This is a genomic window from Thermosynechococcus sp. QKsg1 (assembly GCF_031586415.1).
Taxonomy (GTDB): domain Bacteria; phylum Cyanobacteriota; class Cyanobacteriia; order Thermosynechococcales; family Thermosynechococcaceae; genus Thermosynechococcus.
This window is the reverse complement of sequence record NZ_CP134200.1, coordinates 2,565,624-2,591,180: the sequence shown is the minus strand read 5'-3', so window position 1 is coordinate 2,591,180 and position 25,557 is coordinate 2,565,624. Positions and strand designations below refer to the sequence as shown.

The 25,557-nt window shown below is 54.4% G+C and carries 27 protein-coding genes; 14 read left to right on the top strand and 13 right to left on the bottom strand.

Going from position 1 to position 25,557, the window contains the following annotated elements:
* Window positions 1-76: 76 nt before the first annotated feature.
* From RHP47_RS12695 to RHP47_RS12685, 3 genes are all read right to left on the bottom strand, one after another.
* Window positions 77-403 carry a hypothetical protein gene (locus tag RHP47_RS12695; protein ID WP_190278112.1) on the bottom strand — a complete coding sequence of 109 codons (327 nt, stop codon included), beginning with the start codon at window positions 401-403 and terminating at the stop codon, window positions 77-79.
* A 124-nt stretch (window positions 404-527) separates the two neighbouring features.
* Window positions 528-4,508 carry a magnesium chelatase subunit H gene (locus RHP47_RS12690; protein ID WP_286649717.1) on the bottom strand — a complete coding sequence of 1,327 codons (3,981 nt, stop codon included), beginning with the start codon at window positions 4,506-4,508 and terminating at the stop codon, window positions 528-530.
* A gap of 225 nt (window positions 4,509-4,733) precedes the next feature.
* Window positions 4,734-5,399 (bottom strand): ABC transporter ATP-binding protein, encoded by a 666-nt coding sequence (locus tag RHP47_RS12685; RefSeq protein WP_149821437.1) that lies wholly within the window; start codon window positions 5,397-5,399, stop codon window positions 4,734-4,736.
* A 25-nt stretch (window positions 5,400-5,424) separates the two neighbouring features.
* Between RHP47_RS12685 and RHP47_RS12680 the strand changes: the two genes are divergently transcribed.
* Entirely contained in the window at window positions 5,425-6,312 is an 888-nt protein-coding gene (locus tag RHP47_RS12680) for a Sll0314/Alr1548 family TPR repeat-containing protein (protein WP_302679599.1), read from the top strand.
* On the opposite strand, the gene RHP47_RS12675 is transcribed toward RHP47_RS12680, so the two are convergent.
* Entirely contained in the window at window positions 6,309-7,298 is a 990-nt protein-coding gene (locus RHP47_RS12675) for an FkbM family methyltransferase (RefSeq protein WP_286649716.1), read from the bottom strand. The two genes, RHP47_RS12680 and RHP47_RS12675, sit on opposite strands and share 4 nt — an antisense overlap.
* Window positions 7,299-7,693: 395 nt before the next feature.
* Here RHP47_RS12675 and RHP47_RS12670 point away from each other — a divergent pair, with 395 nt between their 5' ends.
* On the top strand, window positions 7,694-8,434 hold the full coding sequence (locus RHP47_RS12670; protein WP_302679598.1) for a TerC family protein: 741 nt from the start codon (window positions 7,694-7,696) through the stop codon (window positions 8,432-8,434).
* On the opposite strand, the gene ndk is transcribed toward RHP47_RS12670, so the two are convergent.
* Window positions 8,409-8,861 (bottom strand): nucleoside-diphosphate kinase, encoded by a 453-nt coding sequence (ndk, locus tag RHP47_RS12665; protein WP_149821431.1) that lies wholly within the window; start codon window positions 8,859-8,861, stop codon window positions 8,409-8,411. The genes RHP47_RS12670 and ndk overlap by 26 nt on opposite strands.
* A 55-nt stretch (window positions 8,862-8,916) precedes the next feature.
* Here ndk and RHP47_RS12660 point away from each other — a divergent pair, with 55 nt between their 5' ends.
* A complete protein-coding gene (locus RHP47_RS12660; protein WP_310840649.1) occupies window positions 8,917-9,708 on the top strand; it encodes a PhzF family phenazine biosynthesis protein in 792 nt (263 codons plus the stop codon).
* On the opposite strand, the gene cobO is transcribed toward RHP47_RS12660, so the two are convergent.
* The 4 genes from cobO to RHP47_RS12640 all read right to left on the bottom strand — a co-directional run bounded on the left by cobO (window position 9,705) and on the right by RHP47_RS12640 (window position 13,841).
* Complete coding sequence (gene cobO, locus RHP47_RS12655; RefSeq protein WP_149821427.1) at window positions 9,705-10,307, bottom strand: cob(I)yrinic acid a,c-diamide adenosyltransferase; 603 nt, start codon at window positions 10,305-10,307, stop codon at window positions 9,705-9,707. The genes RHP47_RS12660 and cobO overlap by 4 nt on opposite strands.
* A 3-nt stretch (window positions 10,308-10,310) precedes the next feature.
* The gene (locus RHP47_RS12650) at window positions 10,311-11,258 is read right to left on the bottom strand and encodes an RNA polymerase sigma factor, RpoD/SigA family (protein ID WP_149821425.1); all 948 of its coding nucleotides are present in this window, start codon (window positions 11,256-11,258) and stop codon (window positions 10,311-10,313) included.
* Window positions 11,259-11,613: 355 nt separating this feature from the next.
* Window positions 11,614-13,449 carry an SPFH domain-containing protein gene (locus RHP47_RS12645; RefSeq protein WP_310840647.1) on the bottom strand — a complete coding sequence of 612 codons (1,836 nt, stop codon included), beginning with the start codon at window positions 13,447-13,449 and terminating at the stop codon, window positions 11,614-11,616.
* Window positions 13,450-13,520: 71 nt separating this feature from the next.
* The gene (locus RHP47_RS12640) at window positions 13,521-13,841 is read right to left on the bottom strand and encodes a hypothetical protein (protein ID WP_149821421.1); all 321 of its coding nucleotides are present in this window, start codon (window positions 13,839-13,841) and stop codon (window positions 13,521-13,523) included.
* A 349-nt stretch (window positions 13,842-14,190) separates the two neighbouring features.
* Between RHP47_RS12640 and RHP47_RS12635 the strand changes: the two genes are divergently transcribed.
* Both RHP47_RS12635 and RHP47_RS12630 read left to right on the top strand, forming a co-directional pair.
* A complete protein-coding gene (locus RHP47_RS12635; RefSeq protein WP_310840645.1) occupies window positions 14,191-15,732 on the top strand; it encodes a bifunctional pantoate--beta-alanine ligase/(d)CMP kinase in 1,542 nt (513 codons plus the stop codon).
* A gap of 58 nt (window positions 15,733-15,790) precedes the next feature.
* Window positions 15,791-16,144 (top strand): hypothetical protein, encoded by a 354-nt coding sequence (locus RHP47_RS12630; RefSeq protein WP_149821417.1) that lies wholly within the window; start codon window positions 15,791-15,793, stop codon window positions 16,142-16,144.
* Between the two features lie 43 nt (window positions 16,145-16,187).
* Here RHP47_RS12630 and RHP47_RS12625 read toward each other — a convergent pair whose 3' ends face one another.
* Window positions 16,188-16,409, bottom strand: a complete 222-nt coding sequence (locus tag RHP47_RS12625) for a DUF4327 family protein (RefSeq protein ID WP_024123956.1) — start codon at window positions 16,407-16,409, stop codon at window positions 16,188-16,190.
* 268 nt (window positions 16,410-16,677) lie between these two features.
* On the opposite strand from RHP47_RS12625, the gene RHP47_RS12620 reads away from it, so the two are divergent.
* The 4 genes from RHP47_RS12620 to recF are packed head-to-tail and all read left to right on the top strand — an operon-like array spanning window position 16,678 to window position 20,233.
* Window positions 16,678-17,886 carry an amidohydrolase gene (locus tag RHP47_RS12620; protein ID WP_310840644.1) on the top strand — a complete coding sequence of 403 codons (1,209 nt, stop codon included), beginning with the start codon at window positions 16,678-16,680 and terminating at the stop codon, window positions 17,884-17,886.
* 7 nt (window positions 17,887-17,893) lie between these two features.
* Entirely contained in the window at window positions 17,894-18,547 is a 654-nt protein-coding gene (locus tag RHP47_RS12615; protein ID WP_310840642.1) for a response regulator transcription factor, read from the top strand.
* A gap of 47 nt (window positions 18,548-18,594) precedes the next feature.
* Window positions 18,595-19,083, top strand: coding sequence for a DUF427 domain-containing protein (locus tag RHP47_RS12610; RefSeq protein WP_149821411.1), 489 nt, complete (start codon window positions 18,595-18,597; stop codon window positions 19,081-19,083).
* 10 nt (window positions 19,084-19,093) lie between these two features.
* On the top strand, window positions 19,094-20,233 hold the full coding sequence (gene recF, locus RHP47_RS12605) for a DNA replication/repair protein RecF (RefSeq protein ID WP_310840640.1): 1,140 nt from the start codon (window positions 19,094-19,096) through the stop codon (window positions 20,231-20,233).
* Here the strand turns inward: recF and RHP47_RS12600 are convergent.
* Both RHP47_RS12600 and RHP47_RS12595 read right to left on the bottom strand, forming a co-directional pair.
* A complete protein-coding gene (locus RHP47_RS12600) occupies window positions 20,172-20,558 on the bottom strand; it encodes a hypothetical protein (RefSeq protein WP_310840638.1) in 387 nt (128 codons plus the stop codon). The genes recF and RHP47_RS12600 overlap by 62 nt on opposite strands.
* Window positions 20,559-20,565: 7 nt before the next feature.
* On the bottom strand, window positions 20,566-20,871 hold the full coding sequence (locus tag RHP47_RS12595) for a cell division protein SepF (protein ID WP_149821405.1): 306 nt from the start codon (window positions 20,869-20,871) through the stop codon (window positions 20,566-20,568).
* A 237-nt stretch (window positions 20,872-21,108) separates the two neighbouring features.
* On the opposite strand from RHP47_RS12595, the gene RHP47_RS12590 reads away from it, so the two are divergent.
* The 5 genes from RHP47_RS12590 to RHP47_RS12570 all read left to right on the top strand — a co-directional run bounded on the left by RHP47_RS12590 (window position 21,109) and on the right by RHP47_RS12570 (window position 24,291).
* Window positions 21,109-21,885, top strand: a complete 777-nt coding sequence (locus RHP47_RS12590; RefSeq protein ID WP_310840636.1) for an energy-coupling factor ABC transporter permease — start codon at window positions 21,109-21,111, stop codon at window positions 21,883-21,885.
* Entirely contained in the window at window positions 21,878-22,183 is a 306-nt protein-coding gene (locus RHP47_RS12585; RefSeq protein ID WP_315863442.1) for an energy-coupling factor ABC transporter substrate-binding protein, read from the top strand. The genes RHP47_RS12590 and RHP47_RS12585 overlap by 8 nt, the downstream gene beginning before the upstream one ends.
* Window positions 22,184-22,190: 7 nt before the next feature.
* Window positions 22,191-22,979 (top strand): cobalt ECF transporter T component CbiQ, encoded by a 789-nt coding sequence (gene cbiQ / locus RHP47_RS12580; protein WP_149821401.1) that lies wholly within the window; start codon window positions 22,191-22,193, stop codon window positions 22,977-22,979.
* Window position 22,980: 1 nt separating this feature from the next.
* The gene (locus tag RHP47_RS12575) at window positions 22,981-23,841 is read left to right on the top strand and encodes an ABC transporter ATP-binding protein (protein WP_310840633.1); all 861 of its coding nucleotides are present in this window, start codon (window positions 22,981-22,983) and stop codon (window positions 23,839-23,841) included.
* Between the two features lie 87 nt (window positions 23,842-23,928).
* Window positions 23,929-24,291 carry a response regulator transcription factor gene (locus tag RHP47_RS12570; protein ID WP_149821397.1) on the top strand — a complete coding sequence of 121 codons (363 nt, stop codon included), beginning with the start codon at window positions 23,929-23,931 and terminating at the stop codon, window positions 24,289-24,291.
* Window positions 24,292-24,293: 2 nt separating this feature from the next.
* Here RHP47_RS12570 and RHP47_RS12565 read toward each other — a convergent pair whose 3' ends face one another.
* A complete protein-coding gene (locus tag RHP47_RS12565) occupies window positions 24,294-25,556 on the bottom strand; it encodes a phospholipid carrier-dependent glycosyltransferase (protein ID WP_310840631.1) in 1,263 nt (420 codons plus the stop codon).
* Window position 25,557 lies beyond the last annotated feature (1 nt).

The window sequence follows — 25,557 nt, the reverse complement described above, 5'->3', positions numbered from 1 at the left end:
AATCTACGATAAATCGGTCGGAATACTGATGTGTAATCCATCTTAGCAGAAGGGGCGGCGATTCTGACTGGAGTTCTTAAAACGTGATCAGCACCCCACTCGGATTCGCGGGAATCACATACTGCGGTTGATTGCGATGGGGCTTTTTGCGGTGATGGCGCGATCGCGGGGAGGCTGGCGGAACACTAACCACTCTTGGCTGTACCACATACACGGGTTGTGTTTGAGGGGTAGGCACCACATAGACGGGTTGGCTAGAGGGACTGGGCACCACATACACCGGCTGACGGGAACCACCAAGATTCACGTTGACATTCAGTTGAGCCGCGGCGGTATCCACAAAGGAAAGAACCGCCAAACCAGTCAAGGACGATAGGCCAACGACTTGAAGTGTCTTCAACATCGTCAACTCCTCCACAGAAAAAACGTACTGCGGGGTCTGACGCTTAAGGAGCAGGGTGGGTTCCGATCACATCGGCGTCCAAATAAAAAGGGGGAAGAGCTTCCCCCCAGGCGATTAACGTTGTTTACTCAACGCCCTCAATCTTGTCCTCGACCTCTTGATAGAGTTGCCGCAGCAGTTCCAGATTGGCTTCACTGGTCTGCCAGTAGCCGCGTCCGTGAAGTTCGAGGAAGGTGCTCACCATTTTGCGGAAGGAGTGGGGGTTGGTATTCAGAAGCCGCTGCCGCATCTGCTCATCGAGAATAAACGTGGCATTCGCCTCCTCATAAACCCAGTTATCCACAGCTCCTGCGGTGGCCGACCAGCCCATTGTGTTGACTAGTCGCTTCGAGATCTCGCGCACCCCTTCGTAGCCGTGGGAGAGCATCCCTTCATACCACTTGGGATTCAGGAGCTTGGTTCGGCTGTCGAGGCGAACGGTTTCCGAGAGCGTCCGCACTTGGGCATTGGCTGTGGTGGTATCGGCAATATAGGCCTTGGGTTGTTTGCCATCGCCGCGCAGTGCCCCCACCAGCTTGGTCGGATCTGAGTCAAAGTAGTGGCTGACATCGGTGAGGCTAATTTCTGAGGAATCGAGGTTTTGGAATGTCACATCCACCGTTTTGAGGGCGGTTTCAAAGAGTTCCCGCGCCTGCTGCATCGTCCCCGGAGAATCCGCCGAAAAGGCAAAGGACTTACGGGAGAGATACATATCCTGCAGTTCTGACTCCTGCTCCCAAGAGCTATTTTCCACCGCTAGGTTGACATTCGCCGCGTAGGAACCGGAGGCATTGGTGAAGACCCGTGTGGCCGCTTGGCGCAGGTCAATCCCCAATTCTGAAGCCTGTTGCAGTGCGTGCTTGCGGATAAAGTTTAGCTCAAGGGGTTCATCGGCTTCGGCAGCCATCTTGATGGCACGGTCAATGAGCGCCATCTGGTTGATAAAGAGATCGCGGAAGACCCCAGAACAGTTGACGACAACATCAATGCGTGGCCGCCCCAGCTCTTCTAGGGGGATGAGTTCCACTTTGTTGACCCGTCCCAAGGAATCGGGTAAAGGACGGGCCCCCACTAGCCAGAGCACTTGAGCAAGGGACTCGCCATAGGTTTTGATATTATCTGTGCCCCAGAGCACCATGGCGATGGTTTCTGGCCATTGGTTGTTGTTTTCCGCTTTTTGCCGCGCTAGAAGGCGATCGACCACAACTTTGGCAGACTGCACAGCAGCGGCAGTGGGAATGGCTTGGGGATCCAAGGCGTGGATATTTTTGCCCGTCGGCAAGACCTCAGGATTGCGAATTGGATCGCCACCGGGGCCGGGGAGAATGTACTCGCCTTCAAGGGCTTGCAGCAGTGCCCCCAGTTCATTGTCGGCCACAATCTGCTGTAAACAGAATTCGAGGTATTCCATGAGGGGCTTGAGGGCAGCGGCATCCACTTGGGTATAGCCTGCACCATGGAGGGATTCAATCCACGGCTCTTTGCGCCCCATGTTAAAGAAGTTCAGCTTCGAGACCCGCGACACACGACCCTCGGCATCGGCTTGGGCTTGGACGAGGGCACTGACGGCAGCACGGGTCGCCTCGTTAATCTGGCGCAGCAGTTCAACATCTGCAAGTATCCCGCGATCGCTATTTTGATAAATTTCGTCAATGTCCCGCCCTAGACTCTCGGCAATGAGCCTAGGCAAGCTCTTAATGCCGTCCTCAGAGCGATCCAAGCTGGCAATATTGACCAAGGTAGCCACTGCTTCTTCCGTTGTCGGTGGTTTGCCAATTACGTGCAGGCCACAGGGCAGGAGGCGGCTTTCAATCTCCATTAGTTTGATATAGACCTTGCCCACGAGGGTATCGCGCTCTTCGGCACTGAGTTCTGCCGCGTCCTTATCGGGGAGAGCCACATCCTGATCGAGATTTACCATGCGGCACTTGTCCATGATCGTGTTGACAATCTGAACCCCCCGACCGCTATCTTTCAGGGTTTGGTAGGAACCAATGAGATCGCTGAGTTCCCGCAGCCCTTTGTAGAGACCGGCATTTTCCGCCGGTGGGGTGAGGTAGCTAATGGTGTTGGCGTAGCTGCGGCGCTTGGCAATGGTGGCTTCGGAGGGGTTATTGGCGGCGTAGTAGTAGAGGTTGGGAATACAGCCAATGAGATTATCGGGGTAGCAATCCCCAGACATGCCCATCTGTTTACCCGGCATAAACTCCAAGGAGCCGTGGGTGCCAAAATGGAGCACCGCATCCGCTTGCCAAATGTGGTTGAGGAAGGTGTAATAGGCAGCAAAGCCGTGGTGAGGACTGGCAGAGCGAGAAAAGAGCAGCCGCATTGGATCCCCTTCGTAGCCAAAGGTGGGCTGCACGCCAATAAAGACGTTGCCGTAGGTTTTGCCGTAGATGAGCAGGTTTTGGCCGTCACTGTTCAGGTGCCCCGGCGGTTTGCCCCAGTTTTCTTCAAGGCGCTTGGCGTAGGGGGTGAGGCGCTCGTATTCCGGTACGCTCATGCGGTAGGCAATGTTGAGTTCGGGACTACCCACTTGGGCACGGGCATCGTGGAGAATTTCCTGCATCAGGGCTTCGGCGCTCTCGGGCATGTCCTGCACGTCATAGCCGTTGTTTTTCAGGGCTTCCATGACTTTGTAGATGGAGCCAAAGACATCCAAGTAGGCGGCGGTGCCAACATTGCCTTTGTCGGGCGGGAAGCTAAAGATGGTGATGGCGACTTTCTTTTGCACCTTGGGTTTGCGGCGCAGATTGGCCCACTTCAGTGCCCGCTGCACGATCATTTCCACGCGGTCTTGGAGGGCGATCGCCTTACCGGTCATGCCATCGCGACCGGAAAGAATAATTGGCTCAATGGCACCATCCAGTTCCGGTAGAGCAATTTGCAGCGCCACTTGAATCGGGTGCAGCCCCAGATCACTGTCTTCCCATTCCTCAGTGGTTTGAAACACCAAGGGCAGTGCCACCATGTAGGGACGGTTGAGTTTTTTCAGTGCCGCCACAGCTTTGGGATGATCCTGCTTGGCAGGCCCCCCCACAAGGGCGAATCCCGTGAGAGAGACAACGGTATCAACAATGGGTTTTTCAGGGTTGACAGGATCGTAGAAGAATTTTTCTAGCGGGGTCGAAAAGTCCAGCCCACCAGAGAAGACGGGAATCACCCGCGCCCCTTGGGATTCAAACTCTTGCACAATGGCGACATAGTGGGCGTCATCACCTGTGACAAGGTGGGTACGCTGCAACAGCAGGCCAATGGTGGGCACAAGGGGATCCTTAAGATCAGTGCCAATATCGCGGCGACTGTTGAACCAGTTGAGGTACTCCTTGAGATCCTCAAACATTTGCGGTGCAAGGGGGTGCCAAATACCGGTGTCGGGGTAGGTGACCGGTTCTTGGTAGCTGAGGTTGCTGTTTGGCTGACCTTTGAAGACGTAGCGATCAGCCAGCATGAGGAGGAAGTTTTGCAAATTCTCGGGTGACCCCCCCAGCCAGTACTGGAAGCTGAGCATGAAGTTGCGGGCATCCTGGGCTTTGTCAATGGGGAGGTACTTCAGGACTTGGGGCAGGGTTCGCAGGAGTTTGAGCATGGCGTCTTGGAAGCCGGCACCTGACTTCTCCTTGCGCTTTTTCATGAAGTTGGCAATGACGCTCTTGGATTGGCCAATCTGAGCCAAGGAAAAGCTGCCCATTTTGTTGAGGCGCATCACCTGCGGCAGCGAGGGGAAGACAACCGCTACATCGAGGCGATCGCGATAGGGCTGAACCGCCTCGACCACCTTATCCGCTAAGTCCTCAATGAAAATCAGGGAGGCGATAAACACATTCGCCCGCGCCACGTCCTCACAGAAGGCGGCATAGTTTTCGGGATTGCGCAGTTCCTCAAGGAGATAGCCACTGATTTCAATGGCCACCTGTGGATGGGTATCGTTAATGCTGCGAACCGCTGCCGACAGCGCGCTCTGGTATTGGGCTTCAAGTACCACATACACCACTCGCAACAGCGATCGCCCATTTAACGCCGCTGGCGCGATATGCCGAATCGTGGACTTGACGTGGGTGAACATGCGTTCAAACTCCTTGTAACGATCGAGACCAAACCCCAAGTGGGATATACGCCCCTTTGCTAAAACGATGGAGGACATTGAGGAGGTACTATCCCGCACTGGCTTTACAGTGCTGTGGGTCTTCCATCCTTGCAAGAAGGGCTGTACCTCTTGTGGTTGTAGCAGAAAATCAAGCTGTGGAGCGACTTTGCGCCCCTGTGGTAACAAATTGCAAAGTTTTGCTACCTAAGTATTAAAACTTATTACAGGACTTGACTGATGGGAAGTCAGTGGCACTAGACAACCGTTTTCCAATCGCCACGTGCGATCGCTAATCTCCTGTAGTTCCGTTGCTTCGTGGGTCACCACCAGCAAGCTCCAGTGTTCCTTGAGGCGGCGCAGCACCTGTACCAATTGGCGGCGCATTGACCAATCCAGACCCGCTGTGGGTTCATCGAGCAAGAGCAGGTAGGGTTGGCGCACCAGTTGCACAGCAAGCGCGAGGCGACGCTGCTGACCACCACTCAAGGATTCGGGGCGGGTGTGCAAAGGCAAGTGATCGAGACCCACATCGGCAAGGGCACGGTAAAAGTTTTCGTAGGGAATTTCTGGGTGGCCAAAGCGCAGCTCTTCGAGAATGGTACTGCCACAGAAGTAGCGATCTGGGAACTGAAAGACCAATCCGGCCAACTGTTGTAAATGATCGGGTGTGAGAACCTGATCCTGCCATCGAATGATTCCCCGACTGGGGGTGGCCAAGCCCGCTAAAATCTCTAGTAGGGTGGTTTTGCCGGATCCACTGGGTCCGATAATTAATCCCAGTTCAGCCATACCCAAGTCTAAATTAATGTCCCGCAAAATGGGCTGAGGGGTGGCGGCGGGGTGGTAGCTGAGATGGTGAACCGCAAACAAGATGCAGACTCCGGAGGTAACGACCGTGCAAACACGTCAACTGCGCCTGTGGCAACGCTTTGCTCTCTATCTTAGTGGAGCGATCGCCCCTTGGGTACTGAGTACCGCTGCCCTTGCTGGCGATCCTTTCCGTACTGGCTCGCAGGCGCGACCCATTTCCGATCAAACGGAAGCCGTCTTTGTTGCCCTCTTTCGCGATGGTAACTATGTCAAAGGTAAAGAGTTACTGCCGGCGGCCTTGGAGCGCGATCGCCAAGAACCCCTAACGCTGACGTTGGCTGCTGCCATTGCCTATCTTAATGAAGACTGGGCAGGGTACAAACGCTATGCCGAGGAGACCCTGCGCGCTGCCCAAGCCCTCACGAGCCGCGATCCCCTGCGGGGAAATCTCTATCAAGCCGTGGGGCATTTCCTGATGGCCGGCTATGAAATTTCCGATGCCGGATCGGGGCCTGTGGCTGGTGCCCCCGCCGCTCTGTTGCGGGTACAGCGGGTTCTCGATCATGTGGGGCGAGCCGAAGCTGTCAATCCTCGCGATCCGGAATTGAATCTTGTTCGTGGCTTTATGGAGTGGGGCATTGCCAGTAATGTGGGCTTTGTCAGCATGGATCGGGCCATTCAAACCCTGCAAACCTACGCCGCTCCCAATTACTTGAGTTATCGAGGCTTGGCCTTGGCCTATCGCGATCGCAAGCAATGGCCGCAGGCCTTAAACGCGGTTGATCAAGCCTTGGCACTTGCCCCCAACAATCCAGAACTCCTTTATCTGAAAGCACAAATTTTGGCCGCCAGTGGCAACCGATCGCAGGCACAGCAATATTTCCAGCAAGCCCTAGCCAAACAAAGCCAATTGCCGCGAGGGATTCGCGAGGAAATTCAGCAGTTTAGCCGCCGCCTTTTGCCCCAAGGCTAGGTTGTTGGCTCAGACAGCAGCTTTACTATTGGCAGCTTGGCAATATCTGTGCTGAGCAGGGGCTGAACCTGTTCCAAAATAGCGAAAATTTCTTTGCGGCAGTTCCACTGAGGGATTTCGCCATAGCGAAGCGTGAGTTGCGTTAAAACTTCCAGCGCATAATCGGGAAAGTCCAGTGCATCAGCAATTGCCGCCAGTCTTAGCAAGTGGCTAGGGCTCTGTAGGTGCCGATTTTGCTGCTGTTGATTCTCATTGAGCAAATCCCGCAGGTAAATTGCATCGGCCCATAGCAGTTGACCCCCTCGCTGTTGGGAGCAAAATGGGGAAACGTAGCGCGGTAATCGGCACCAACCATCATTGGTGAGTAGGTCAAAGAGCACAAAACCTTGAGCGCGCAAATATGCATCAATATCCCCAAAGAGGGGCTGCCCCCTGTAAACCTCCGAAAACTCAACTTCAACCATGATTGCTAAAGTACTTGCTGCCAGAAGCTGCTCACCGCCTTGCAACACATCCAGATCTGCCCCTTGGACATCCACTTGCAGGACATCTATGCTCTCTAGTCCTTCAGCTTGGGCAAATGCGTCAAGGGTAGTTGTTTCCACCTGAACAGTTGCCGCCACATTCAGGCTAGGATTAAATCCTTGAAATCGCGATGTGTAGCTCAAATTTGGTGGATATAAAGAACTGCAATGAATGGCGTTGGTAATGTAAAGGGTTGATTCTCCCACCTCTTTGCCCAGCGTCAGCGGATAGTGACGCTCAAACCAAGTGATTCCTTGGGCTGCTAAGGCGGTATTGGCCTCATCACAGGCGTCGGCATCCGCATCAAAACCATAAATTCTGAGATTGGGGGCAAAGATATGCCATGGAGATTGGGCATAATCATCCTCATGATAGATTTTGCGAGAGCCAACGATGCACAGCGTTAAAGAAATTGGATCGAGCTTGCCTGCCGCTTTTAGCGTATTGTTAACGAGTCCCATAGCAAAGTAAAACTTCTACGACATCAACGACAATTCTGAATTGTGCCCTAGCGAAGACTGCCTTTTGCTCAATCATCGCCACCTTGGTAAGGCGAGCAATCCAAGAATTTTCACCCCCTTGGCTCCCCAAGATTTTAGTCCTCGTGATAGGTTAACGGTGAAAATGCGACAGGATGCAGGACTATGCACGCCAGAACCAAAGGGAAATCGCTTGTCCGCTGACTGGATGTGGGTAAGGCCTACCGTCAGCCCAACGGTCAGGTCACTAGCATTTTTGGTTGCGCCTACGTCTGGGTTTGAGGGTGTTCCATCTTTGGGAAAAGGGCTGTACCGCTCCTGTGCGACGATAAATATAAGCAGCCAAAAATCTGGAGATGGAGAACTTCCCTCACCCGATGATTGATGAACTATTGGAACTCTCGCCCAACTGGGGACTGGATACCCTGTTGTTACTTGTGGTGTTGTTGGCACTGGAAGCGGTTCTCTCAGCGGACAATGCGATCGCCCTAGCGGCCTTGGTACGAGGCATCGAAGACTTAGATGAGCAGCGGCGGGCACTCAATCTAGGACTGGCCATTTCTTACGTTTTTCGCATTGGCCTGATTTTCACAGCGACTTGGGTCTTGCGGTTCTGGCAGTTTGAGTTGGCGGGGGCACTCTATCTGCTGTGGTTATCGGCAAAGTACTTTTTCTTTACGACCGAGCCAGAACATGAACACGAGCGGGTGATTCGTTCTTTTTGGCAGGCAGTCCCCCTACTGGCCTTAGCGGATTTGGCCTTTTCCCTCGATAGCGTGACAACGGCGATCGCCCTGTCGGATGAGCGTTGGCTGGTATTACTCGGCGGCACGATTGGCGTGATTATGCTGCGCTTTATGGCGGAGCTATTTATCCGCTGGCTGAAAGAATTTCCTCGGCTTGAGGATGCGGGCTATTTCACAGTGACGCTGGTGGGTCTGCGGCTGCTCATTCGCGTGATTAATCCCCAACTGGTACCCTCGGACTGGGTAATGATTAGCCTGATTGCCCTTTGCTTTACGTGGGGCTTTTCCAAGCGGGAGGTGGAGGAGTCAGACACCCCCCCAACCCTTCCCAAATCAACCCATGAGCCTACATCTCATACACCCAAGAGGTGAAGGCCGGCTCCCAAGGCACCAGTTCCTGCGTTTGGAACCAGAGATTGATTTCCCGCTCGGCATTTTCGGGACTGTCGGAGCCGTGAATTACATTCCGTCCCACATCTACAGCAAAATCGCCCCGTAGCGTTCCCGGTTCAGCATTGAGGGGATTAGTGGCACCAATCAGTTTGCGGGCATTGGCAATCACCCCCCGGCCTTCCCAGACCATGGCCACCACCGGTCCAGAGGTAATGAAATTCACTAGCCCCGCAAAGAAGGGCTTATCTTTGTGTTCGCCGTAGTGCTGCTCTGCCAATTCGCGGCTGACCCGCATCAGTTTGAGGCCGACCAGTGTGTAGCCTTTTTGTTCAAATCGTTGGATAATCGTCCCCACTAGCCCACGCTGCACGCCATCGGGCTTAATGGCTAGAAATGTCCGTTCCACGCAGTCTGTCCTCTGCTCGATCTACAGGATTGATTTTACGGTTTTCGGGGGTCGGATGCCGCTACCACTGTACCAAGTTGATGCCTTTACCCAAGAACCCTTTCGGGGTAACCCGGCCGCCGTATGTGTCCTAGGGACGTTTTTTGAGGATGCAACCTTGGGGGCGATCGCCCGCGAAATGAATCTTTCGGAAACGGCTTTTGTCGTACCGCTGGCCAGTGGCTTTCACCTGCGCTGGTTTACCCCTGTGGCAGAAGTGGATCTCTGTGGTCATGCCACCCTCGCAACGGCCCATGTCCTCTGGCAGCATCGGGGGGTGGTGGGGGATCTAGAATTTCACACCCGCAGCGGTCTCCTGCGTGCCCAGCGCCTTGGGGATTGGATCGCCCTTGATTTTCCGCGGCAGCCCGTAATGCCCCTTGCGGATCAGCAGGTGCAAGCCTCAATCATTGCAGCGCTCGGGACAACGCCGGTGTTTATGGGGCAAGCGGGGAGCGATCTGCTGGTGGAACTGGCCGATGCCGATGCGGTAGCACAGTTGAAACCTGATTTTGACCAGATTGCCCGCCTACCCTGCCGGGGACTGATTGTGACCGCCCGTGGCGAGAAATATAACATCATCTCTCGCTTTTTTGCCCCCCAATTGGGCATCCCAGAGGATCCCGTCACTGGCTCTGCCCACTGTAGCCTCTATTCCTACTGGCAACCCCAGCTCGGTCAAGAGGAACTCATTGCCTATCAAGCCTCCGTCCGGGGCGGCGTGATTAAAATGCAACCCCAAGGGGGCGATCGCCTGCGGCTATTGGGTCAGGCGGTTACGATTTTCGCTGGGGAACTCCTGCTTTAGAATTCAATCCCCGGCTGGGCTTTAACGCCCTGTTCGCGAAAGGGATGCTTGACAAGGGTCATTTCCGTCACCAGATCTGCGGCGTCAATCAGGGCTGGGGGAGCACCGCGTCCGGTGAGAATCACATGGGTCATTTCTGGCTTGCGGGCAAGTCCCTCGAGCACCTGTGCCACGTTTAAGTAGTCCAGCTGGAGGGCGACATTAATTTCATCGAGCAGTACCAAGCGGTACTCGGGGTTGGTGATGTAGCTGAGGGCAAGTTCCCAAGCGGCTTGGGCGCAGGCGATATCCCGCTGGCGGTCTTGGGTTTCCCATGTAAAGCCCTCCCCCATCGCATGGAAGGCCAGTTGGTCTGACCAATGGCTAAGAACCGCTTTTTCCGCTGGCTCCCACGCCCCCTTGATAAATTGAATAATTGCCACTCGATAGCCATGCCCCAAGGAACGCAGCACCATGCCAAGTGCCGCCGTGGTTTTGCCCTTGCCGTTGCCCGTATGGACAATAATGAGACCTTTTTCACGGGTGCGCTCCGCGAGGCGTTGGGCCTGCACGGCTTTGCGCTGCTGCATTTTTTGGCGGTGCTGTTCGTCAGTGAGCATGGGCTAGCTGGCAAGGTACTCGTGAATATCGCCGCGGCGTTTGCGGAGTTTGCTGAGGGCTTCCCGCTCAATTTGCCGTACCCGCTCGCGACTGATGTTGAGCAGTTCGCCCACTTTGGCAAGGGTGAGGGGCTGGCCATTCTCTAGGCCAAAGCGTAGGGAGAGCACATGGCGTTGCTGCGGGGTCAGATCTGCCATCAGCCGTTCAAGGTCACTGCGCAACGAGGATTGAGCGGCAAACTCCTCCGGTGAAATGGAAGGATCCTCGAGCAATTCCCCCAACTCCGTATCCTGATTATCGCCGACACGGACATCAAGGGAGAGGGGCTGTCGCGCCCGTTCAAGATATTCCCGCACTTGGGCAGGGGTTAATTCCAGTTCTGCCGCCAGTTCATTAATCGTGGCAGCGCGACCAAGGCGTTGGGACAGTTGTCGCTGGGCTTTTTTGATTTTGTTCAGCTTTTCGGTAATGTGGATGGGCAGACGGATCGTGCGCCCCTTTTCAGCGATCGCCCGTGTAATGGCTTGGCGGATCCACCAGTAGGCATAGGTGGAGAAACGATATCCCTTGGTGGGGTCAAATTTTTCTACCCCCCGCTGCATCCCGATTGTGCCCTCTTGGATTAGATCAAGCAAATCCACATTGCGCTTGATGTACTTTTTGGCAACCGAAACCACCAGCCGCAGGTTGGCCTCCACCATTTTCCGTTTGGCGCGCTCACCATTTTCGATAATTGTCTCTAATTCTGCTTCACTCATGTTGGCGGCGGCGGCCCATTCAGCACGGGTGGGTTCACGGTTGAGTTCTGCTGCGAGCTTTTCGCGAATCTCGTTCATAGCGGCAAGCTGCTGCACCTGTTTGCCGTAGATCACTTCCTGTTCGTGGGTGAGCAATGGCACACGGCCAATCTCCCGTAGGTAAGTGCGCACTAAATCTTTTGAGGTATCCATAGTCCCTATCGCTCGTTCTCAAGGTTGACAGCAGTGATTCGTCCAAGGCCTAGGAATATCGTTTTCTCTATAGGATGGGCGATCGCCCCTGCTAAAGATCGCGGCCAAGCCAACGGTGCTTTAACAGCGTTTTCGGAGATACGTTACATATATTAAGAATCTTAACATTTCTAAATCTGTTCATCGGAATACTAACACCGACCTTTGGCGGTTCTTAATCTTTTTTTTATATTTGCCCCATTGAAAAGTCTCTATGAATTTTGAAAATACAGACGGAGTTAATAAATCTTTAGTTCACGCCTCAGCCCTACTGAAGAGTTATCCATTCTCGCGGCTAGGGGTATGCAGTCGCGTCTTAGGAATGAGATGTATTTTCCTGGAGTAGGGATTTAATTTGTGCTAACAACTGCCCCAGTTTCCCCTCCTCAAAAAGGGCATTGATCAGGGCTAGCCCGCTAGTGGCTAGGAGCAGTTTATTGAGATCAGCAGGGGTGCCCCCGGTGGCAAAGGTATAAATTTTGGCATCGCCAATCACCCCCGGTTGCGGGGCAAGGGCTTGGAGAACTTGTGGCAGTTGCGGTGCCAGTTCTGGCCAGAGGGCTGTAATCACTTGAGCTGTCAAGTTAGCGTTGCTAATCACATTTTTGGCCGCGAGCATGGCCTCCATCCCTTCAGCTTCAGCAAGGGCTTTATCACGGTTGGCCGCCGCAAGGGTGCGAATCGCTGCCGCCTCCAGTTCCGCTGCCTGTTGGGCAATTTCCGCTTGCCGCCGCCGCCGAAAGGCATCAATTTCCACAACGTTTTGCTCTAGCACCCGTTTTTCAGCCGCTTCCCGCTCTGCGGCAATAATCGCTAGGTTTTTCTGGCGATTGGCTTTTTCCACTTCGATGGCGGTGGTGACCGCAGATTCTGCCCGTGCCCGCTCGGCTTCGGCAATCAGACTTTCTTTTTTCTTGGTGGCAACGGCAATCGCCACATCCTCTTGGGCAAGACGCGCTTGACGCTCGGACTCCGCAATGGCCACCTGCGCTTGCAAACGGTTGGCCTCCACCTGCTGCTGGCGACTGATCTCGGCGATTTCTGCCTCCTGCTGTTGCTGGGCTTGCGTTACCTTGAGGAGTTTATTTTTTTCCTCCAGTTCAATGCTGGCCTCAATTTCCTTCTGTTGGATGGCGAGTCTTTTGCGGATTTCTTCTTCCTCAACCGCTTGGGCTTGGAGCAACTTTGCCCGCTGAATCGCGGCTGCCTCTGCTGCTTTGGCCTCCTCAATTTCCCGCTCCCGCTGCGCCTTTAGGGCTTCCACCTTCAGGCGTTGGCTCAACAGTGCCGCTTCTTTTTCCTCTTCAATTTGCAGGGAGCGTTTTTGGGCATCCAGTTCCTTTTGTTCGATCGCTACCCGGGTTGAGAGTTCGACTTCCCGCTTTTGCTGAATCGAGCGTTGAATCGTTTCTGTGCGCAGCCGCACCCCCTGAGCATCAAAAAAGTTGTTTTCGTCGTAGGTGTCGCTCTCTTGGACTTCTGAGATGGCAATGTTGTTGAGGGTGAGTCCAACTTTTTGCAGATCCTGCTGCATCAGGTTGAGTACCTCTTGGGCAAACCCCAGTTTGTCGGAGTCAATTTCAGCAAGGGACTTGTGTTTTGCAGCTGCGCGAATGGCATCGTCCGCCCGTTTTTCAAGGGCATTCTTGATGTCTTCGGGGGTAATGCGGTTATTTTGCGAAAGGCGAGCGGCGGCAGTGAGGACATCCTCTTCGGTGGCATTGATGCAGACATAAAAGGTGACCCGCATATCAGCCCGCAGATAATCTTGGGTGCGCACCGCCAATTTGCCCGTTCGCTCTACGTCAATGGAGATTTCCCGCAGCGGTACCCGTGTCAACTCATGGAACCCCGGCAGGGCAATGCAGCCACCATTGAGAATGACTGTTTTTTTCTTAACAAAAATCCCCCCTGTGCGCACAAAGGCTTCGTTGTTGGGGGTAATGACATAGACGCGCGTGTAAGCCCAAATGCTCAGGAGCAGCAAAATCACAATGCCGGCAATCACACCGGGAAAAAAGAGCAGCCCACCCAGATTACCCATGACAATGGGGGGAGACTCGGCCAGTACCGTGGCTTTGGTTTGGGTGCGGGGGGGTGCTGGCAATTCTGGTGTCGGTAATGCCTGCAAAAATGTCAGCCAGTAAAGCATAGAACTGCCCCCTCAGCATTAATTTCAGTGTGGCATTTTGGGGGCGATCGCCCGCTATTTTTAAGGGTTCTTTAATTCGCTGGAGCCACTTCAGTGGTTGAGGCCACGGCGGCATCTTTGCGCTTTTTCTTCTCTGTGACTGTCACAGGTCGCATTTCAATATGGTTGAGCAGTGTCGTGACAAAGGCAAAGAGCAAAAAGGGCAAGGTTAAGACCAAAATTAGCCCCCCGACCAGAAACGCCTGCACGGGATTGTTGTAGAGGGTAAGGGATGCGGCCAAACCAATAAAGATCACAATCAGCCAAACAATGACTTGGCCATAAATATCCCCGAAGGTGAGGGTGCAGACGAAACGGTATTTTTGTAAGCCGTTTTGTAGTTCATTGGCCATAGGGGCTATCCTCGCGGCGTATGCTGAACAGTTCCAGTTAAAAAATAAGCTTTTGGCTCAGGGGGAGTAAAACGGAGGTTGCGTGACAGGGTTGGCAAGTACAGAGAAACGAAGGTACCTGAATTTTAGAAAACCTGCCCCCAAGATTAAAGCCCTTGCAACAAATGTACAAACTTTGGTTAGAAAAAGCGGGCACGGGCATTGGACAGCCCTTTTCTAACATTGGGATCCACCAAACCCGCCTCTGTGATCGTGGCTTTCAGAAGCTGGCGTGTCTTCTCTCGGTGTGAAAAGGGCTGTAATATGACAGATTGTATCAAAACTGCACTGATCGCCCCCGAAGCACTCTATGGGTAAGTTTTACCGTTTGACCACCACGGCGGGTTTACAGGCTGCCCTTGGCACATTATCTCCCGCAACCACCCTTGGTTTTGTACCGACAATGGGGGCACTGCATGGGGGGCATGCCGCCTTGATCCAGCGGGCACGGCAAGAGTGTGATGTGGTCGTTGTCAGTATTTTTGTCAACCCGCTTCAGTTTGGTCCCCAAGAGGATTTGGAGCGCTATCCCCGTGCCCTTGAGGCGGATACGGCGCTTTGTCAGCAGTTAGGGGTGGATCTGCTCTTTGTGCCCAGTGTGGCTGAACTGTATCCAGCGGGGATGGAGAGTCTGACGGTAGTTGAGCCACCAAGGGAATTAACAGAACGCCTCTGTGGGCGATCGCGCCCCGGCCATTTTCGCGGGGTAGCAACAATTGTGCTGAAGCTCTTGCATTTGGTGCAGCCCGATCGCGCCTATTTTGGCCAAAAGGATGCCCAGCAGTTAGCAATTATTCGCCGCTGTGTGGCGGATTTGAATCTGGACGTGGAGATCATTGGCTGCCCCATTGTCCGTGATGCCGATGGCCTTGCCCTCAGTTCCCGTAATCAATACCTCAGTGCGGGCGATCGCGCCACCGCCTTAGCCCTAAGTCAGAGCCTAGAGGTAGCCACCACCGCCTTCCGTCAGGGCTGCTTTGAAGCTAAGCAGCTATTAGAGCAGGTGCACCACCATCTGCGCCAGTTTCCCCAGTTGCGCCTCGACTATGCCGAATTGGTGCATCCCCAGACCCTTGTGCCCTTGGAACGCATTGAGACCGTGGGACTGCTGGCGATCGCGGGTTGGGTGGGGCAAACGCGCCTCATTGACAATTGCCTATTGGATCGCCGCCTGCCGATTCTGGCCGTGGATGGCCCTGCCGGCGCGGGGAAGTCAACCGTGACGCGACTAGCAGCCCAAGCCCTAGGGTTGCAGTACCTTGACACCGGTGCCATGTATCGAGCGGTAACTTGGTGGTGCTTGGCAAATAACATTGATCTCAGGGATGAGCCAGCGGTCGTAGAGGCGATCGCCCATTGTCAGTTGCGTCTTGAGAGCAGCGATCCCCCTCAACCCACACGGGTGTGGATCAACGATTGCGAGGTCAGCCAAGCGATTCGTTCCCTAGAGGTGACGCAGCGAGTGTCCCAAATTGCCGCCCTGCGGGGTGTGCGACGACTCATGGTACAACAACAGCGGGCGATCGGAGCCAATGGGGGCATTGCTGCTGAAGGTCGTGACATTGGTACCCACGTCTTTCCCGAGGCGGGCTTGAAAATTTTCCTAACGGCCTCGCCTGAAGAGCGTGCCCAGCGCCGCTGGCAGGAATTACAACAGCAGGGACAATGCGACCTCTCCTATGAGGAATTGCTCGCTCAGATTACCGCTCGCGACACAGCGGATCAGCAACGCACCTACGCCCCCTTTCGCAAAGCTGCCGATGCCATAGAAGTCTGTACGGACAACTTGGGGATCGATGAGGTGGTGAGTAAAATTGTCCATCTCTACCGCAGTCGCTTTCCTCAACCTTGATGAGCAAGGGAGATTTCCCGTACAGTAGCAGAGGAGAGTTCACGCCGAGCACATTTCTATGGATCGCAATCCCCTCGATCTTGTACAACAACTCTACTACACGGGTATTGGAGCGGCTGCTGCTGCCATTGAATCCCTACAGGATGAGGCCAAACGCCAAGAATACCTGACGCAACTGCGGGTGGATGCCCGCCAATTGGCCACCGTCTGTGCTGAGAAAGGCCGCCTCACCGAAGCGCAAGCACGGGAACTGATTCAAACCTTCATCGCCCAACAGCAGCAACCCTCTTCGACCCCTGAGCCTGCTCCTCGCGAGAGTGCTGACTTAGCCGCAGATATTCAAACGCTTCTTGAAACGCTGCGCGCCATTCGCCAAGACCTACAGCAGGATTCTCAGGCACCCACGCCCTAGGATTTGCGCATTACGGGAAGTAGGTGCCCTTAATGATTGCTCTTTAGTCGTTGTCCCAGCACTCACGGCCAATGAGGTCGCCAATGCGATCGCGCAGCATAAAATCACAGCGCTCTAGCTCTGCCTCAATGAGGGGCCACTCCCGAACGGGCACAAACTGGCAGAGGGTGTAAATGGGCTGCTGCCGACTCACCACACCTTTGGCCACCAGTCGTCGTGCTTCATCTTTGACGAGTTCGATGGAGTATTGAAGGGATTGAACCATAACATCCTCGTTTGGCTGAAGAGACCCTAGGATTCAGAATTGGCAAAGTGTAATATCCAATACTGAACTATTTTAACTTTTGCCCTAGGGAGCTACCTGTCATAATAACAAATGTTTCCTAAGTCAGGGGGTTCTGACCAAAAAATCCTACCACTGGTGGAAGCGAGTGGCGCCTCACCTGTTCTTGAAGTTACATTGACTGTCACTGCCCCAGAGCATCGTTTATCCTAGAGAAAGGCAATGCTAAACAAAATCTAAAGACTGCCCCATGGCTTTCCATCTTCCCCAATTGAGCTGCCAACTGCGCCCAGAGGTGGCCACCCTCCAACCCGAACTTGTGCAGTGGCGACGCTATTTGCACCAGCGACCAGAATTGGGCTTTCAAGAACACCTGACGGCGGCCTTTGTCAGTGAGAAACTGCGGCAATGGGGCATTCAGCATCGCACGGGTATTGCGGAAACGGGAATTGTGGCCGTGATTCCGGGATCGCGACCGGGGCCAGTGCTGGCGATTCGCGCCGATATGGATGCGCTGCCAGTGCAGGAGGAAAACGATAAGCCCTACCGCTCTCTCCATGAGGGGAAAATGCACGCCTGCGGGCACGATGGTCACACAGCGATCGCCCTTGGGACTGCGAAATACCTTGCTGAGCACCGCGATTTTGCTGGTACGGTCAAAATCATCTTTCAACCAGCGGAAGAAGGTCCCGGTGGGGCTAAACCCATGATTGAAGCGGGAGTTCTCGATGCCCCCAAAGTGGATGGCATTATTGGCCTGCACCTCTGGAATTTTCTGCCCGTTGGTACGGTGGGGGTGCGTAGTGGGCCGTTGATGGCGGCAGCGGAATTCTTTGAGTGTGAAGTACACGGCAAGGGGGGACACGCCGCTTTACCCCAATTTACGGTGGATACGGTTCTCGTTGTTGCCCAGATCATTACGGCCTTGCACACTATCGTCTCGCGCAACGTGGATCCCCTAGAGACGGCAGTGATCTCCGTGGGGGCAGTACATGCGGGCACCGCCAAGAACGTGATTGCCGATACCGCGACCTTTCGGGGAACAGTGCGATACTTTAAGCCAGAGTTGGGGGACTGGCTACCCCAGCGCATTGAACAGGTGATTGCGGGTATCTGTCAGAGTCATGGTGCCACCTATCGCTTTCACTATGAGCGGATGTATCCCCCCACCGTCAACGATGCCAAGATGGCGAAATTAGTGCGCTCTGTTGCTGAATCGGTGGTTGAGGTGCCGGCTGGGGTCACGTCCCACTGTCAAACGATGGCGGCTGAGGATATGTCGTTTTTCCTGCAAGCGGTTCCGGGCTGCTACTTCTTTTTGGGGTCGGCCAATGGCACACTGGGGTTAGATTTCCCCCACCACCATCCCCGCTTTGACTTTGACGAAACTGTTTTAAGTATTGGGGTTGAGCTGTTTGTCCGCTGTGTGGAGAAATACTGTGGTCTAGTGGAGACCTAAATTTCCCATGTCCCTCACGGTACTCATTGCCGATGATGATCCCGGCATCCGCCTGTCGGTGAGTCGCTTTTTGGAATCCGAAGGGTACTGTTGTCTGACGGCGGGAGATGGTACCCAAGCCCTCGAAATGATCCACCGCTATCAGCCCCATCTGCTGATTACGGATATTGCCATGCCGAATATGAATGGCTATGAGTTGGTGCGGCAGGTGCGCCAGCATCCCTCGTTACGCTTACTGCCAGTGATTTACCTAACGGCACGCACAGAACTGGAGGAGCGGATTCGTGCCTATCGCACCGGGGGCGATGTCTATCTCTCCAAGCCCTTTGACCTCAATGAGTTGGCAGCGGTGGTGCGTAACCTGTTGGATCGGGCGCAACTGGTACAAATCGAATGGCAGCAACGACAGCAACCCTTTGCAGCGCCGAAAACACGAACCCTCAGCGTTGATCTCACCCAACGGGAAAAGGAAGTGCTAGGGTTACTCGTGGCGGGACTCTCCAATGCCCAGATTGGCGATCGCCTGCACTTGAGCGCCCGAACGATTGAAAAGCACGTCAGTAGCCTCTTTCAAAAAACAGCGGTTCACAATCGGGCTGAGCTGGTGCGACTGGCCATTGAACAGGGCTTGGTGGAGCGACAAACCAGTTCCCAAGCTTGAGCCATAGCTGTTACCGTCAAGGAAGAGTGTTGAGGAACTGAAACCCGATGCAACGGATTCCCCCTGCCCCCGGCCAAGAATCGGTTTGGGACTATCCCCGTCCGCCCCGTGTTGAACCCACCTCAAAACACCTGCGGGTGGTCTTTAATGGTGTGGTGATTGCCGACACCCAGCGGGGACAGCGGGTATTAGAAACCAGTCATCCCCCAGTGTATTACTTTCCGCCAGAGGATGTACAGGCGCAGTATCTGGTGCCCTCAGCACGGCAAACCTTTTGCGAGTGGAAAGGACAAGGCGCCTACTACCACGTCAAGGTGGGCGATCGCCAAGCGGATAATGCAGCTTGGTACTATCCCAAACCTACCCCTGCTTTTGCGCCAATCTGCAACTACATTGCCTTCTATGCTGCTTTGATGGATGAATGCACCGTGGATGGTGTAGTGGTGATTCCGCAACCGGGGGGCTTCTATGGCGGCTGGATTACTCCGGACATTGTCGGCCCGTTTAAGGGGACACCGGGGACTTGGGGCTGGTAAGGGCTGCTAAGTGTTTCTCAAATCACTCCATCTGCGCCACTTTCGCAACTACAGCGAGCAATCGGTGACGTTTGCTGCGCCAAAAACCATTGTCGTTGGGGACAATGCCCAAGGCAAGTCCAATTTGCTAGAGGCTGTGGAGTGGCTGGCCACACTGCAATCCCATCGCACCCATCGCGATCGCGACCTTATTCAGCAGGGACAAGAGAGTGCCCAAATTGAAGCCACCCTAGAGCGCCAAGGCATCCCCCTTGATCTGGCGGTGAGTTTGCGACCGCTCGCAGGCCGTGTCCTACGGGTGAATGGCTGTACTGTTAAGCGCACGGCGGAATTTCTGGGGCAACTCAATGCAGTGGAATTTTCCTGCTTGGATTTGGAACTAGTGCGGGGCACACCGGCCATTCGCCGCAACTGGTTGGATCGGATTTTGGTGCAATTGGAACCCCTCTATAGCCAACTGCTGCAAACCTACCAAAAAGCCCTGCGCCAACGGAATGCTCTCCTCAAGCAGGCCGGCAGCCAAGGATGGGATGAGGCCCTCTGGCAGGCATGGAATCAGCAATTGGTGATCAATGGCACCCGCATTATCCGTCGCCGACAGCGCCTCATTGAACGCTTGGCGCCCTTGGCTCAGGAGTGGCATCGCGTGTTGAGTGGCGATCGCGAGACACTCACCTTGACTTATGAGAGCCATGTGCCCCTTGGGGATGGCACTTCTGAAGTGATTGTGGCTGCCTTTAATGAGGCCTTGGCCGCTCGCCGCGCCATTGAACTGCTGCAAAAAACCAGTCTGGTGGGACCGCACCGTGATGATGTGGGCTTTTGCCTCAATGAGCAAAGTGCCCGTCAATTTGCTTCCCAGGGGCAGCAGCGCACGCTGGTATTGGCGCTGAAACTGGCGGAACTGGCTCTTGTGGAAAGTGTGGTGGGCGACACTCCCCTTTTGTTGTTGGATGATGTCCTCGCCGAATTGGATTTGCAGCGGCAGGGAATTTTATTAGAGGTGATGGGCGATCGCTACCAAACACTGATTACCACCACCCACCTTGCCCCCTTTGCCACCCCTTGGCGGCAACAAGCACAAATTCTTAAGGTGACGGCGGGGACGATCGCAAGCGTGCCTGACACTGCTGCTGAAACCAGTGACTAATCTGGGAAACGGTTAGCTCAGCAATGGGCACCCCCTCACTTTCAGCAATTTGCCCCAGTTGCTTGAGGGCACTGATTAAAATTTGGCCATACCATGTCATAAACCCCCCTTGGCGCTGCTCCTCTACTTGCAACTGGGGATCGGCAGCAACGAGTTCATAGACTTGGGCTTCCGTCAGGTCTTCGAGGGGGTTTCCCTCAGTCTTAGCTCGCAAATAGCGCTGGGCATACACCGCTACTCGAATGGCAAAGCGATCTGCGGCTGGCAAGAGCAGTTGATCAATCTCTTGACACTCACTGACGGTGAGCAGATCTGCAGGATTCATGAACGGCTTAGGCCAGTCCAGCGGGTGTCGGTGCTGCTGTGGATTCTTGGATATTAATCACGTTGGGCGTAAAGAGAAAGACACCATCCCCAAGGCGCGATTGATGGCCATTGATGGCATAGGTACTACCAGCGGCAAAATCAGAAATGCGCTGTGCCTCGGTGACATCGAGGTGCTCTAGGTTGAGAATCACTGCCTTGTCAGCCCGCAGCGCTTGAACGATCAGGGTCGTATCACTGAGGGACTGCGGCTTGATCACCACTACTTCATAGCCACTACTCAAGGAATGACCAAAGGCAGTCAGTTCACTCATGACAACTCCCCCCTGGGAACATAGCAACAGTACCTACGATTCAATAATGACATTAGACTTCATCCTGTTATACCGACTACATCAAAATTTATGCAAATTCCAGCCTTACAGTCTTGGCACTGCGTGAATTTTTGAGCATGCATAGCTCTTTCTAATATCGGTTGCAGCCCCCACTGGGCATAGGCAAGTTACTGGTTGCGCACTAGAATAGGCGCACTTAGGTTTAGGAATGTCTCAATGATCAAACGTAGCCAAGCGAAGCGATATGGCTCCTTTGGGGCGATCGCCCTTCTGAGCGCGTATCTCGTGGTCGCGAGTCCTCACCCCGCCTTGGCGATGCACATTAGCGAGGGGTTTTTGCCCCTTGGCTGGGCAGTGGGCTGGTGGCTGGTTTTTTTACCCTTTTTGGCATGGGGACTATGGGCACTGCGACAACAGATTCAACAGCAACCAGAGTCAACCCTGCTGATTGCCTTAGCCGGTGCCTATGCCTTTGTGCTCTCCTCGTTGAAAATTCCCTCGGTCACCGGTAGTTGTTCCCATCCGATGGGGATTGCCTTGGGGGCAGTTCTCTTTCGGCCACCGCTGATGACCGTCTTGGGAACATTGGTGCTGCTCTTTCAAGCCCTGCTCCTTGCCCATGGCGGCCTGACCACCCTAGGCGCTAATGGCTTTTCGATGGCGGTGGTGGGACCTTGGTTGGCTGGGTTGACCTATTGGGGGATGTCCCGTGCCACGGCTAAGCCAGCGATCGCGATTTTTAGTGCTGCTCTGATCAGTAACTTGGCCACCTACTCGGTGACTTCTTTACAATTGGCATTGGCCTTTCCCGATAGTATGGGTGGGGTGGCGACGGCTTTTGCCAAGTTTGCGGCGCTCTTTGCTGTGACGCAGATTCCCCTGGCGATCAGTGAAGGGTTACTCACGGTGTTGGTGTGGAACTGGTTGACCACGTACTGCACAGCAGAATTGCAAACCTTAAAACTCTTGCCTGGAGGGGAATCCAATGAATAAAAAAACAGTGGCGTTCCTATTGGGCGGCGCAATTCTTTTAAGTACACTTCCCCTCCTGCTGGTTAAGGGTGACTTTGAAGGTGCCGATGCCCAAGCCGAAGCGTTAATTAGCGAGGTGGCGCCAGACTTTGAACCTTGGGCAGAACCCCTTTTTGAACCGCCCAGTGGTGAGATTGAATCCCTGCTGTTTGCTGTGCAAGCAGCTCTAGGAGCAGGGGTCATGGGGTTTATCTTGGGTCAGTACCGCGAACGCCATCGCCAAAAGGCAGCTGCCGCCTCAAAATCGCAACAGTCCTGAGCAGTCAATGCACCATCACCTCGATACCTATGCCTATACCAATGGTCTGCGGCATCTGCACCCTGAACAAAAGCTGATTTTCGCGATCGCCAGCCTGTTATTGACGTTTTTTGCTCGCCCCCTTGTCCAGAGTTTGCTTTGGCTGTGGCTGAGCTTTTGGATTCTCGGCTATGCCCGCATTCCGTGGCGGGTTTATTTCACCCTCTTAGCCACAGTTGCTGCGTTTTGGCTGGTGAGTTTGCCGGGGTTAGTGGTACAAACCATCCCGACGGAGACTTTACGGGCTTCGGGGCAAGTGGTTCTCAGTGACATCTCCCTAATGGGCTGGTCGTTCTTTATCAGTGCCGAGAAATTGCACCAAGGCTTAACCCTAGGACTGCGGACAATGGTTGCCAGCACCTGTTTACTATTGATTTTATTGACGACCCCCTTTCCAGCCCTGTTGAGTGTGGCCGAACGCTGGCGGGTTCCCCATTTCATCCTTGATATTCTGATGTTGATGTACCGCTATATCTTCACCCTCTTAGAAACCGCTTTCACGCTGCAATTGGCGCAGCGGGCACGGGGCGGCTATCAACGGCGATCGCGCTGGCTCGTTAGTGTCAGCCTGTTGGCGGCTCAACTCCTGCGGCAGTCTCTGTACCGCTATGAACAGGTGAACCTTGCCCTGCTCAGTCGGGGCTTTCAGGGGCAGTTTCGGGTATTGCGCCCCCAGTCCTATGCCTATTCGCAACGCTATGGCCTTGAAATCGTCATTGGTGGCGGTGCCCTCATTCTGCTGAACGCAATCACCTGAGATGTCTGTGCCGCTACTGGAATTTCATCAGGTTGGCTTTCGCTATCCCAATACCACTACCCCCGTGCTGCAAGACTGCTCCTTTACCCTAGAGGCGGGACAGAAAGTTGCCCTTTTGGGGCTGAATGGCTCAGGCAAATCAACGCTCTTTTATCTGGCAGCGGCCCTCTATCGGCGCGATCGCGGTGAAATTTACTGGCAAGGGCAACGGCTCGTCCATCAACCAGAGCGACTGCGGCAGTGGCGTCAACGCATTGGCTTGGCCTTTCAAGACCCCGAACAGCAACTGGTGGCAGCCACCGTGGCGGAGGACATCTCCTATGGGCTGTACAACTTAGACCTACCCACCGCCGAAATCGAAGCGCGTTTGTACCAAACCCTAGAGGACTTTGATTTAGTGGAGCTTGCCGATCGCCCCCTGCATCATTTGAGTTTGGGGCAAAAACGGCGGGTGGCACTGGCTGGAGTAATGGCCTTAGCACCGACGCTATTACTGCTCGATGAACCCACCACCTATCTCGACTATCAGCAGCGGCAGCAACTGGAGCAGGCCCTAGAGAAAATCCACCAGCAGGGAACCACGATTGTGATTGCCACCCATGATCTTGATTTTGCCTATGGCTGGGCCGACTGGATCATGATTTTGGCCAATGGTCATGTAGTGGTGAGCGATCGTGCTTCCCATGTCTTTGGGCAGTGGCCGACCCTTGCTGCTGAACTTGGAACACCCACCCTCCTTGCCCTGTGGCAACAATTCCCCGCCTCATGGCGACAGCATCGCCCCTTTCCCCGTACGGTGGCGGACTGCAGCCAAGAATTGATAGCCCTTTTTCAGAGCCTTTTACAAAACGGTCCCCCTTAAACCCCTCTCGGTTCTGTCGCTAAGTGCTGTTCAATGGGCATAATAGGAGCGATACCCTTTACCGATCAGCGGCACATATAAAACTGTATGGCTACAATTATGATTGTTGATGACAGCCCCACCCTGCGGGCAATGATTGTTCAGCTGATGAAAGAGCAGAACTATGACGTTGTTGAGGCCGAGGATGGTATCGAAGCCCAAGAAAAGATCAAGGCTCAATGTCCTGATTTGGTGATTCTGGATGTGGTGATGCCGCGCATGAATGGTTACGAACTGTGCCGCTGGATTAAGGGTGAAGCGGCTTGCCAAAGTGTGCCCGTGATCATGTGCACCACCAAAAGCGAAGAGTTTGATATTCACTGGGGTAAAAAGCAGGGGGTGGATGCCTACATCACCAAACCCTTTGATCCTGCAGAACTCATTGCCACTGTTAAACAACTCCTAGGATAGTCCTAAATCCAAGACGGCAACCACATCCGCCTAAAAAAGTCTTGGGGCGTCAGGGGTAGTCCTAAGTCAAGGGGCAGCCAGTAGAGGAAGCCCCCAACAACGATCCCTAGGACGGCAATGCCTGCCCAGCGTGCCCAAACTCCCCAATCGCGGCTGGCTTCCCAGACCAAGGCCAAGGCCATAAAGCTATAGAGGGCAGCGGGGAGGTAGTGATAGATAAAAACACAGCGGCTCACCAGTGCCCAGGGCAAGAGATTGGCAGCATAGTTTAAGAGCACAAAACGACCTGCGGTTGTGGTCAAGCTAAGGGGGACAAGAGCCACCGTGGCCAAGGTGCCCAGCCACAGCAGGGGGGGATTAAAGAGGGCATAGACGGCATAAACCCATTGCGTATCTGCCAGTGGTAGGGGCGGGCCAATGACCGGCACGGGTTCACTGAGGGTTTGCACCCGCTGAAAAAAGTAGCTCATGGGGCGTAGCAGAAGCGGCCAAGACCACCACGGTGAACAGTAGGGATGGGCAGTACTGGCAACACTGCGATGAAAGTTAAACATTTGGCGATGGAGGTCAAGTAGGCTCTGGTGGGGATGAAACTGGAGATGGGGTAGCCAGAGCAGGGTATAAACCACAAAGGCGACAACGGGGAGTAGCAGGCACATCTGCCACCACTGGTAAGTGGTCTTCCATTCAGCAGGCAGCGGTAACCTCTGCTGGAGAAGCCAGAAAAGCCCTACCCCCAACAGGAATCCCAAGCCACTCCACTTCACCGCCCCACAGGCGCCAAAGGCAACACCTGCGGCCATCAGCCAGAGCGATCGCCCCCTTCCTCGGTAGCGCAGCCCCCACAACCAGAGAATCTGTGCCACCACCCCAAAAAGGACAAGGGAGATATTGATGAGAGCATAGCGGGACTCCACCAAAAAGAGGCCATCGAGGGCAATAAAGAGTCCCGATAACAGTGCCACTCGCGATCGCCGCGTCAGGAGATAGGCCAACACTGCCACCGCTACGGGAATCAGTGATCCCATCAGGGCATTCAACCAGCGATAGCCCCAAGGGTGAAAGCCGCCCCCCAGCCAAATGCTCAGGGCAATCAGGTATTTTCCCAAAGGCGGATGGGCATCAAAGAAAGGAACACCGGCAAGATAGTTGCGGCCAAAGCGGGCAAAATAGACCTCATCAAATACCAGTGTGGGAAAGCGAGTCAGCCCCCAAAAGCGGGTGGCAAGGGCAAAGAGCCACAGCAGCAGTAGCCCCAAGGGCATC